This window comes from Kribbella albertanoniae (genome assembly GCF_004348455.1).
Taxonomy (GTDB): domain Bacteria; phylum Actinomycetota; class Actinomycetes; order Propionibacteriales; family Kribbellaceae; genus Kribbella; species Kribbella albertanoniae.
On record NZ_SMKA01000299.1, the window covers coordinates 1 to 11,060 of the forward strand.

At 68.0% G+C, this 11,060-nt stretch carries 10 protein-coding genes; 4 read left to right on the plus strand and 6 right to left on the minus strand.

Features of this window, described 5'->3' with window-relative positions:
• The 5 genes from E1261_RS38415 to E1261_RS38435 all read right to left on the minus strand — a co-directional run.
• Positions 1–1,191: NAD(P)(+) transhydrogenase (Re/Si-specific) subunit beta (locus E1261_RS38415; protein WP_132414673.1), on the minus strand; the 1,191-nt coding region annotated here is incomplete at its 3' end.
• On the minus strand, positions 1,188–1,493 hold the full coding sequence (locus E1261_RS38420; RefSeq protein ID WP_132414674.1) for an NAD(P) transhydrogenase subunit alpha part 2: 306 nt from the start codon (positions 1,491–1,493) through the stop codon (positions 1,188–1,190). The genes E1261_RS38415 and E1261_RS38420, both read right to left, overlap by 4 nt.
• Positions 1,490–2,611, minus strand: coding sequence for an NAD(P) transhydrogenase subunit alpha (locus tag E1261_RS38425; RefSeq protein WP_132414675.1), 1,122 nt, complete (start codon positions 2,609–2,611; stop codon positions 1,490–1,492). The genes E1261_RS38420 and E1261_RS38425 overlap by 4 nt, the downstream gene beginning before the upstream one ends.
• A gap of 80 nt (positions 2,612–2,691) precedes the next feature.
• The gene (locus E1261_RS38430) at positions 2,692–4,026 is read right to left on the minus strand and encodes a dipeptidase (protein WP_132414676.1); all 1,335 of its coding nucleotides are present in this window, start codon (positions 4,024–4,026) and stop codon (positions 2,692–2,694) included.
• A 5-nt stretch (positions 4,027–4,031) separates the two neighbouring features.
• Positions 4,032–5,885 (minus strand): hypothetical protein, encoded by a 1,854-nt coding sequence (locus tag E1261_RS38435; protein WP_132414677.1) that lies wholly within the window; start codon positions 5,883–5,885, stop codon positions 4,032–4,034.
• Between the two features lie 121 nt (positions 5,886–6,006).
• Here E1261_RS38435 and E1261_RS38440 point away from each other — a divergent pair, with 121 nt between their 5' ends.
• Entirely contained in the window at positions 6,007–6,936 is a 930-nt protein-coding gene (locus E1261_RS38440) for a hypothetical protein (protein WP_238176694.1), read from the plus strand.
• Here the strand turns inward: E1261_RS38440 and E1261_RS38445 are convergent.
• Positions 6,933–8,357 (minus strand): serine/threonine-protein kinase, encoded by a 1,425-nt coding sequence (locus E1261_RS38445; RefSeq protein ID WP_132414679.1) that lies wholly within the window; start codon positions 8,355–8,357, stop codon positions 6,933–6,935. The genes E1261_RS38440 and E1261_RS38445 overlap by 4 nt on opposite strands.
• 87 nt (positions 8,358–8,444) lie before the next feature.
• On the opposite strand from E1261_RS38445, the gene E1261_RS38450 reads away from it, so the two are divergent.
• The 3 genes from E1261_RS38450 to E1261_RS38460 form a co-directional block, all read left to right on the plus strand.
• A complete protein-coding gene (locus E1261_RS38450; RefSeq protein WP_132414680.1) occupies positions 8,445–9,542 on the plus strand; it encodes a hypothetical protein in 1,098 nt (365 codons plus the stop codon).
• A gap of 22 nt (positions 9,543–9,564) precedes the next feature.
• Positions 9,565–10,737 (plus strand): hypothetical protein, encoded by a 1,173-nt coding sequence (locus tag E1261_RS38455; RefSeq protein WP_132414681.1) that lies wholly within the window; start codon positions 9,565–9,567, stop codon positions 10,735–10,737.
• 24 nt (positions 10,738–10,761) lie between these two features.
• Positions 10,762–11,060, plus strand: a 299-nt coding sequence (locus E1261_RS38460) for a metallophosphoesterase family protein (protein WP_202875397.1), incomplete at its 3' end; no start/stop codon positions are given.

The window sequence follows — 11,060 nt, forward strand, 5'->3', positions numbered from 1 at the left end:
GATGGGGGCCGAGGGGGTGGTGCGGGCGGCCGGGTTCACTACGTCGTTGGCGCCGACGACCAGGACGACATCGGTGGACTTGAAGTCGCTGTTGATGTCTTCCATCTCGCGGAGCTGGTCGTAGGGGACCTGGGCTTCGGCGAGCAGGACGTTCATGTGGCCGGGCATCCGGCCGGCGACGGGGTGGATGGCGTAGTCGACCTTGACGCCGCGGTCGTGGAGCTCTTCGACGAGTTCGCGCAGGGTGTGCTGGGCCTGGGCGACGGCGAGGCCGTAGCCGGGGACGATGATGACCTTGTTGGCGTAGCCGAGCAGGATCGCGACGTCTTCGGCGCCACCGGAGATGACCGGCCGCTCCGACGCCACACCGCCGCCAAGAGTCGATCCGCCACGAACGGCACCGAAGAGGATGTTGAAGACCGAGCGGCCCATCGCGTCCGCCATTAGCTTGGTCAGCAACGTACCGGCCGCGCCGACCAGGGTTCCTGCGACCAGCAGCAGGGTGTTGCCGAGGACGTAGCCGCCGGCTGCGACGGTCAGGCCGGTGAAGGCGTTCAGGAGCGAGATGACGATCGGTACGTCGGCGCCGCCCACCGGCAGCACCAGCATCACGCCGACCGCGAGGCCGACCAGGCAGAGCAGGATTCCGACCCAGACGCGCGGGTCGGAGACCAGGAAGCCGGCCAGCACCAGGCTGCCGAGGATCGAGGCGATGAAGAGCACCGGTAGACCGGGGAAGGTCACCGGGCGGGTCGTCATCAGTTCCTGGAGTTTGGCGAACGTGACGATCGAGCCGGAGAAGCTGATCGCGCCGACCAGGATGGTGAACGCCGTCGCGATCGCGGCGACCGTCGCACCGTCGGGGACCTCGCCGAGCTCCATCAGCGCGACCAGTGCGGCCGCGCCGCCGCCGACGCCGTTGAACAGGGCAACGAGCTGCGGCATGTGGGTCATCTGGACGCGGCGCGAACCGGCCACACCACCGACGGTTCCGATCCCGAGAGCGATCAGGATCGGCGCCAGGTGGTCGGGCTTGTAGGCGGCGAAGGTGATGATGACGGCGAGCACGGCACCGGCGGCGCCGAGCAGGTTGCCGGTCCGGGCCGACTTCGGCGACGAGAGCGCCTTGAGGGCGACGATGAAGCAGACTGCGGCGATCAGGTACCCGATCTGGGCCCAGGTCGGGATCACTTGCCAAGCTCCTTCTTGCGGGCGGCCGGGGGCTTGAACATCTCGAGCATCCGGTCGGTGACGACGAACCCGCCGACCATGTTGACGGTCGCGAGGACGACGGCCAGCAGGCCGACGATCACCACGATGGTGGACTCGGCCTGGCCGGTGACGATGATGGCGCCGACCAGGATGACGCCGTGGATCGCGTTCGCCCCGGACATCAGCGGGGTGTGCAGGGTCGAGGAGACCTTGCTGATCACTTCGACGCCGACGAACGCGGCCAGCACGAAGATCGTCAGCAACGCAATGGATTCGCTCATGACTGGCCTTCCAGAAGTTCGCGGGTCGGCTCGTGCAGGACGGACCCGTCGTGGGTGACGCAGCAGCCGCGGACGATCTCGTCGTCGAAGTCGGGGTCGAAGGCCGCGTTGCGGGTCATCAGCCGGATCAGGTTGGCGATGTTCTGCCCGTACAGGCGGCTGGCCGGGCCGGCCATCTGGCTGGGCACGTTCGCCCCGCCCCAGACCAGCGCGTTGCCGATCGTCAGCTCGGTCCCGGCGACCGATCCTTCGACGTTGCCGCCCTGCTCGGACGCGAGGTCGACAACCACGGAACCGGGCTTCATCTGCTCGACCATGGCTCGCGACACCAGCATGGGTGCGGTTCGCCCCGGTACGGCGGCTGTCGTGATCAGGGCATCCGCGGCGGCGACGTACGGGGTCAGCAGCTCGCGCTGGAGCTGCGCCCGCTCGGCCGTCATCTCGCGGGCGTAACCGCCAGGCCCGTCGAGGGTGCCGAGCTCGAGGGTGATCGGGGTCGCGCCCATCGAGGCGATCTCCTCGGCGGCCGCCGTACGGACGTCGTAGGCCTTGACGACGCCGCCGAGGCGCTTCGCGGTCGCGATGGCCTGTAGGCCGGCGACCCCGGCGCCGAGGACGAGCACCTGGGCCGGCGGCACCGTGCCGGCTGCGGTCATGTTCAGCGGGAAGAACCGCGGGAGTCGTTCGGCGGCGACGATCGCGGCTCGGTAGCCGGCCACCAGGGCCTGCGAGGACAGCGCGTCCATCGACTGGGCCCGGGAGATCCGCGGAACCAGCTCCATCGCGAACGCCGTCAGCTTGGCCCGGGTCGCGGACCGGATGATGTCCGGCGGATTCGTCGGCAGGAACGACAGCAACGCCGTACCGGCATGGAGCCGCTGCAGGCGTTCGCGCTCCAGCGGCTGCACCGAGGTCACGATGGTCGCCGCGTGGTCGGCACCCCAGGCCACCTCGGCGCCGGCTTCACGGTACTGGTCGTCGGAGTAGAGCGCGCGCTCTCCGGCGGCCGGCTCGACCGCAACCTCGTACCCGAGCTCGATCAGTTTCGCGACTTGTTCCGGCACCAATGCGACCCGGCGCTCGGCCGGCCTGGTCTCCCGTACCACTGCGATCTTCACTCGCCGAAACCTATGCCAAACCGAGCGTTGTCGGAAACCCCGGTCCCGACCTCGTGGTCAGGTTGTGTCCTGCAAAGCGTTTAAGCGTTGTCCGCGAGGTTCTGCAGGAGCAGCGCTTCGGCCAGGCAGACCTTGCGGAACTCCGCCAGATGCAGGCCCTCGTCGACCCCGTGCGCGCGGGTGTCCGGGTCCTCGACGCCGGTCACCAGAATGGCGGCCTCGGGGAAAACCCGCTGGAACTCGGCGATGAACGGGATCGATCCGCCCATGCCCATGTCGATCGGCTCGACACCCCACGCGGTCTGGAACGCCGACCGGGCCGCTTCGTAGCCGCCGCCGCGTGCGTTGATGCTGCACGGCTGGCCGACCTCACCCTCTGTGACAGTCACCTGCGCACCCCAGGGCGCGTGGTTCTCCAGGTGCGCCTTGAGCGCCGCACTGGCCTTGATCGCGTCGTCACCGGGCGCAACTCGCAGACTGACCTTGGCCCGTGCCACCGGCACCAGTGTGTTGCTGGCCTCTGCCACAGCCGGTGCGTCAATACCCAGTACGGCGATCGCCGGGCGGGTCCACAGCCGGTCGACCAGCGAACCCGATCCGGTCAGCCGGACCGAGTCCAGCACACTCGACTCGGCGCGCAGCCGGTCCTCCGGGTACACGACGTCGGCCGCGCGTGATGCGTGCAGACCGTCAACAGCAACGTCACCCTTGTCGTCGTGCAGCGTGGCGAGCAGCCGGCACAGCGCTGACAGCGCATCCGGGATCGGTCCACCGAACAGCCCGGAGTGCACAGCGTGGTCGAGAGTCCGCACCTCGACGTACGACTCGACCAGTCCGCGCAGTGAAACAGTCAGTGCGGGGTAGCCGATGTCCCAGTTGCCGGAGTCGGCGATCACGATCGCATCGGCGGCCAGGTCGGCGGTGTACTCGTCCAGAAGCTGCAGCAGGGTCGGCGAACCGATCTCCTCCTCACCCTCGACGAACACCGTCACGCCCACCGGCAGGTCGTTGCCAAAGGCCCGTACGGCGGCCAGGTGCGCAGCGATACCGGCTTTGTCGTCGGCCGCACCGCGACCGTAGAGCCGATCGCCCCGCTCGGTCGGCTCGAACGGGTCGGACGTCCACTGCTCGACCGGACCGGTCGGCTGAACGTCGTGGTGCGCGTAGAGCAGCACGGTCGGCTTCCCCGCCGGGGCAGGCTTCTTCGCGATCACCGCGGGCGCACCCTCGCCGGCCCGGACGATCTGGACCGCGAAACCCTCCGCCTCGAACAGCGCGGCGGTCGCCTCGGCGGACCGCTGGACGTCGCCCGCGCGGGCTGCTTCGTAGCTGACCGAAGGGATCCGGATGAGGTCCTCGAGGTCGGCACGGACACTGGGCAGAACGCGGTCGATCGCCGCGGACAGATCAGACATGAGGCCTACGGTACGGCGTAGCCCATCAGCCCCTCACGCTGAGCACCTTCGACTCCGTCACACTGCTCGTCGCCGAGGAAATGGTCGTAGGCGCCCGGGTGGTAGCAGCGGTAGAGCGGTGCCGTCGCTTCGGCTGTCCTACTCGAGTAGATCCATCCCTCGGGCCGCAGCCTCGTCAGCCCTTCACAGTTGGCCAGAACGGAGATGAAGTGGTTGGTGCCCTTCGGCGTCTCGTAAGAACAGCCATAGAGCGCGGTAGTGCCGGGCTGCTGGCTGCCCTCGATGAACCACCGCTTCACCGAGCCATAGCTCGCAGTCACCGGCCCACTGGTCACCCAGCGCTCGGAGGAGCTGTCGAACCGCGAGAACGCGACCCTCGTCGTACTGAGGGCGTAGCCGACTCGGTGCTCGTTGACTGCCTTTGGGTTCTCGCATCCGGTCTCGGTCGACAGGTAGTGATCGTCCAGGCCCGGCACAGTGCAGCGGTACAGGGCAACGGACGGTGCGGCCGGTGGTGAGCTGTAGATCCAGCCCAGTGTCTGCAGGAAGCTGGTGCCTTCGCAGTTCGCAGCTGTGGAGATGAACTGATCGCGGGCGCCGCTACGGCAACTGAAAACCGGCACCGTCCCGGGCTTCTCTCCTGCCTCCAGCATCCACGTGCGCGTCGGGTAGTAGCCGAGCTCCGTGACCGGCTCGGTAGTCACGCGATGCCGGGTGCCGTTGTCGTTGCGGACAAGCGGGACTGTGCCCAGCTCCCGGTCCTGAGTGCAGGTGATGAGCCGCCGCATCATGTGCGCGTTGTCCCAGTTCGCCTGTACGCCGTTCCACTGCAGGTAGTAGACGTAGAACTCGTCACCCACGACCGACGGATCCGCACCTGTGCCGACGACGGTCGGATAGGCGTTGAACTTGTCCGGGTCCCTGAACAGCGGTACAGCGGCCGACCACGACAGCACGCCGTCCGCAGAGTCCGACAGCACGAACTCGGTCGACGACACCCCTTGGACCAGCAGCGAACCACCACGTGCCGTCCGTACGGCGTTCGGATGCCATGCGCCACGCTCTCCCGGCCGCACGTCAGTCGACATGCCACCGACCGCCGGAGAGTCCCAACCGCCGTCCAGGTACTTGTGCCACGCCACGCCCTGGCCGTTGGCCGCAGCACTCAGTACGTCGGCCAACGGCGCCCGCGCGACCGAGAGCGCCGTACTGGCGTAGCCGCCACCCGCATTGACGTAGTAGTCGGGGAAGTGCACGTAGAGGTAGCCGTCCCGCGCAGTGAAGGCTGGTGTGCCCATGTCGGCCGAAGCGTGCAGGGCCTGGATCTGCTCCTTCGTAGCGCGCGGAGTGGCTAGTGGGCCCAAGTACGTCGTCCGCTTGGTCGCCGGGTCGTACTTTCCGAGATGCAGCGTCGAGTAGAAGCCATCCGAGAAGCCCTGCTCCAGGTGCAGCATCTGGAGCACGATCCCCGTCGCGGGGTCCCGGTAGACCGGCCCGCCACCGCCATAGTCGTAGCCGGCAGGCAGTCCGATCACTGGCGCGAGCTTCTGCACACCGTCGCTCACCGGGTTGCTCAACGTGCCACGGGTGACCGCAATGCTCTGGTTGTACCCAGACCCACCAGCCAGCGCAGCCACCGCCAGGAAGTCGTACTTACCGTTCCCAGCCGGCAGTACGCCGTACGCGGTGTCCGCCCAGCCCTTGAGGCCCAGGCTCTTCCGGGCGGCGTCGGACACGACCTCTTGAGCCGGACCGACCTTCACCCCCGCGCACTGCGACGTGGGCGCAGCAGCCTGCGCTTGGCCCGGTACGGCGAGCAGTCCGGTCAGCAAGGTCGTGGCGAGCAGGCGTCTGAGCACGCCTGCGACCCTAGACACGCGAAGGGTTCATTGTGGGTGGTTGTCGCCATAGGGTGGGGCAGTCGTAACTTTCCGCCCCATTCGAGAACAGGACAACGACATGTCCCGGCTCCGCCCTCTCATGACTGCTTTTCTCCTCACCACTACCGCCCTGACGGCCACAGTGACGGTCGCACTGCCCGCGCAGGCCGCGATCACGTGCGACACCGACACGACCGGCGGCTCGACGTTCTACGACGGGCCCTCTGCTTCCAGGAAGTACGACGCCCGGTTCAGCAACAGCGCCAGCATCCCGAACCTGAGCACGCACACCCCGCAGGGCGCCGGCACTTGGTACAACTGGGACGGCAGCGGCAAGAACCTGCTGCTGGTCGCCTCGTACCGTTCGGGCGCCGACTCACAGATCTACGGCATCGACCCGGCCACTGGCTCCACGGTGGGCGTGGTGGCGATTGCCGAGTCGCATGTCGGCGGGATCGCAGTCAGCAAGGGCTGGGCGTTCGTGTCCGGTGCAGGGTCGAGCATCCGCAAGTACAGCCTCACGGCGCTGCGGGATGCGTTGAAGGCGGCAGGGACGCCGTACCTGACACAGGTCGGTACGGCGCGGGACGTGGCCGCGGCGTCGTTCATCGGCACCTACGGTGACTCGCTGTTCGCCGGCTCCTTCAACGAGACCGGTCGCGGCACCATGTACGAGTACAAGATCGCCACCGACGGCACACTCACCACACTGGCCGGCGCCTGGGAGATCCCCACCAAGACACAGGGTCTGACGGTCACCGCGGGCCACTTCATCTACAGCACGTCGTACGGGCGCACCAACCGCAGCAACCTGTACGTCGTGAAGCGCGGCCAGAAGGACCTGGATGCCGCAGCGCTCAGCTGCTTCCGGGCGCCGAGCATGACCGAGGGCATCACCGAGTACAACGGCACTGCCTACCTGGTCTACGAATCCGCGTCGCACCTGTACGGCTCGGACCCGAACACGCTCAACGTCATCCCGCGGATGCACAAGGCCACGATCTCGTCGCTGACCTCACTGGTGCCTTAAGGCTGGTAGGTAGCCGAGTCCACGATCGTCTGGCTTCCCTTGGGGTCCTCGTCGCGCACTTGGATACGCAGCTGCGTGGCCGCGTCCAGCTGCCGGTACTGCTCGATGACCGCTGGTCCGTCACTGCATTCGTAGCGGAAGGTCGCCAACGCCTGGTCGCCGACCTGGCCGCCGGTCGGTACCGCCGGTCGGCAGCCGGGCGGCGGGCTGGTGGTCGTCGGGAGCTTGCTGCCGTTGATGACCTCTACGTAGACACCTTCGACCCTGGGATCCGTCTGCCACTGCGCTGTGCTGGTTGCGACCAGCAGGCGCTGTGCGCCGGTGTCTTCGGCCTTCTGCGACCAGGCGCGCGGCACCTCGACCGACAGCCTGCCGGACTCCACCTTGACCGGACGTGACAGCACGAACTGGTAGCCGCCGTACCCACCAGCGGCAGCCAGCAGTACGGCGAGCAGTCCGGCGATCACGCGACCACGGCCGGACCGCTTGGCCGGCGGCTGTGTCAGCTGGTTCGCACTGGACAGTGCGGTCTCCTGGTCAACGCCACCGGCGACAGGGGTCGCCGGAGCCACATCACTCGCCGGAATCAGCCCTGCGGGGATCTTGCCGGTCACATGCGCTTCCCGAAGCGCATTGAGGAAGCTGTCCAGGTCCTGCCAGCGCAGGTCCCGGTTCGGCTCGAGTGCACGCCGTACGACGGCATCGATCGCATCCGGGATGTCCTTGCGCAGTGTGGACATCGAGGGCGGCGGCTTGTCGATCTGCATCACCGCACCGAGGCTGTTCACCCCATGCGGCGCCTGACCGGTGAAAGCGGCGTACGCGACCGCACCGAGCGAGTAGAGATCAGCACGGTGGTCGAGGCGGTCACCGAGCACCTGCTCCGGAGCGACGTACGCCGGAGTGCCACCGGGCATGGTCAGCTGCGAGACGTCCTGGACCGCTTTACCCAGACCGAGGTCGCCGAGCATGGCGCGGTCGCCACCGGCGATGCTGCGGAACAGCACGTTGGCCGGCTTCACGTCGCGGTGCAGGACACCGCGGCTGTGCAGGTGCTTGAGGCCCTTGCCGACCTCGGTGATGATCCGGACCGCGTCGCCGATCTCCAGCGGGCCGGCCTTGATCTTGTCGGCCAGCGTCCCGAGGTCGGCGTAGGTGATGACCAGGTACGGACGGCCGTCCTCGGTCTCCCCGACGTCATGCGCACCCACGACGTACAGCGAGTCGACCTTGCGCAGGAACCGGCCCTCGGCCAGGAAGCGGCGCCGGACGTCCTCGTCGTCGGTCCACAGGTCGGAGAGGATCTTGACCGCCACGTCGGCGTCCAACTGCTCGTCCTTGGCCAGCCAAACGGTCGCGAAACCACCGGCACCGACCCGGCGGACCAGGGCGTACCGGCCGATCCGCTGAGGCTGGTCCATGCACGCATTATGCTCGATCGTTCCTGCGACTCGCTCGCCGGTGCGAACAAAACGGCGACTTCGTGCGTCTCAGCGAGGATGGAGCAGGTGTCGAACCGGAACCGGCCGCTGGTGATCGCCGTGGCCGCAGTGGCTGTCGTCGCAGTAGCAGGCGGCGGCATGCTGGCTGCTGCGCGTGGTCCGGAGAGCCAGACCGGCGCGTCTGCTGCACCCCTGAGCGTGCCGAGGACTCCGCCTACGACGCTGCCTGTCACCAAGGTCGTCATCGACGCCAGCAAGCTGCCCACCGGCCGGTCGCCACAGGTCCCGTACCTGCGCGGCCGCACTGTGCAGGGCGGGATCAGCAGTGCGGTGAAGGTGCCCGGTTCGGTGCCTGTCGAAGCGGTTGCCCGGCTCTGGGACACCACCTTGGCCATGGAGGTCCCGGACGCGAACAGCAGCAGCCTGGTCGTACTCAACGAGGCCGGGAAGGTCGTCCAGCGTCTGCCCGGGATCGACTCACTCGTCACCAGCTCGAACGGGAACGCGGCCGCCTACGCCACCGGCGGGCGGTACACCGGTCGCGACGGCGGGACGGTGCACTTCCGGACCACCGACAACAAGGACGTCATCCTTGATCACGCGAGGGCCCGCGACATCGAGGTCCTCGCAGTCGTGGACCGAACGGTTTACATCAGCAGCCGACCGGAGGACGGCGAGACGCCGAGTCTCCATATCTGGCACAGCGATGCGAACATGGCCGAAGACACCAAGGTCGCGCGCCCGGTAGCGGTGTCGCCGGACGGCACACTGGCCGCCGGGCTGCCGGTCTTCACCGACAGCGGGCTGTGTTCGGTGGTGACCGACCTGTCCAAGCGTCGCCAGCAGTGGCGGACCTGCCAGTACCGGCTGGACAGCTTCAGCCCCGGCAACGCCTTCGTCCTCGGCTACCCGCCCAACGCCGGTTCGCCGTACGGCGAGAGCGCGGCCAGCGTTCTGGACGCCAAGACCGGCAAGGTCGTCCGCACGTGGCTGGCCGAGTCGCTGCGGAACGCCGTACCGGAGGACGACGACCACGTCCTGTTCGAGTGGCACGACCAGGCCGGACCGAAGTCCCGGTCCGCCGTCGTCCGCTGCACCGTCAGCACCGGCCAGTGCGAGCTGGCCAGCCCCCTGTCCCCGGAACCCCTGCTCCTCGGATCATGAACACCTGTAAGGAGTCCCGCCGATGCGGAACAACAACGGCCGCCTGATCGCCGTGGTGGCCTCTGTCGCCGTGGCAGCCGTCGCCATCGGCGCCACCCTCGCCTACCGCCAGGGCCCCCAGACAGCCAAAGCGAACGTAGCCCCACTCACCAGCTCCCCCAGCACCACCCCAACCCCCTCGGCCACGCCGTCCGCACCGACGCCACCGCCCTCGGCCACGCCGAGCAAGCCCCAGTCAACCGGCACCGAGAGCACAGTGAACGTCAACAAGCTCCCAGAGGGCCGCGCGCCTCAGGTGCCATACCTGATCGGTCGAGAGGTCCGCAGCGGCGCAAGGGCCCTAGCAACGATTCCGGGCAAGGGATCCGTGCTCAGCGTCGGCCAGATCCAGGGGGCTGTACTGGCGGTCGTCATGTACGAGCCGGACGGCGACGGCACCGAGCTGCTGAAGCTCGGGTCCGGAGACACAGTCCGCCGTACGCGGGATGTGTCGTCCCTGGTGACGACGTCCGACCAGACCGCCGCCGCGTACGCCGCATCCCGGCTCAGCAGCCTCGGAGTCACCAACAAGGGCGGCACGGTCTATGCGGAGTCAGCCGACTCGGTGCAGTCGCTGAAGCTGCCGAACAGCTGGGAGGTCCAGGTCCTCGCCTACACCGACGGCAAGGTGTACTACCGGGCGAGCGACACGGAGAGCGGCCCGTGGAAGCTCTACTCCTGGGTCCCGACCACTGCGAAGCCTGAGCTGATCAAGGCCGTCATCTCACCGACGGCCGTGTCCGCCAACGGCAGCACAGCCGCAGCCATGCCGGTCCGCAACGACAACGGCACCTGTTCGAACGTCGTCCAGGTCCCCAGCGGCACCCAGCTCTTCCGCACCTGTGAGTTCCAGGTCCGCGGCTTCACCCCGAACGGCGCCACGGCCTACGGCGACGAGGACAACGCCGAGGGCTTCTGCTCGGGCATCTCGGCAGCCTTCGAGGCGAACTCCGGCAAGGTCCTGCACAAGTGGAAGGGCTGCTTCCAGGAGATGTCTGCCGAGGACGACCAGCACGTCCTCGTCGTCGCCTACGCAAGCGCGGTCGGCCAGACCGAGAAGGTCAAGACCGCCATCATCCGGTGCACCATCGCCACCGGCGCCTGCGAACGCGCCACCCCGATCGGAACCGACACCCAGCTCGTCATCGGTTCCTAACCAGTTCTGGACGACACTGGCTGTATGACTCGGCTTGCGGTGCTTGCGGATGTTCATGGTGTGCTGCCGGCGTTGGAGGCGGTGCTGGCGGAGAAGGACGTGCGGGCGGCGCACACCGTGGTGGTGGCGGGGGATGTGGTGAGTGGGCCGCAGCCTCGGGAGGTGTTTGCGCGGCTCAAGGCCATGGGTGACCGGGTGGTGTGGGTCCGGGGGAATGCGGACCGCGAGGCGGTGGCGATGGCTCGGGGGACGTTCACGGGGGTGGCGCCGGATGCGGTGAGCCCTTGGGCGGCTGGGGAGCTGACTGCGGCGCAGGTGGAGTG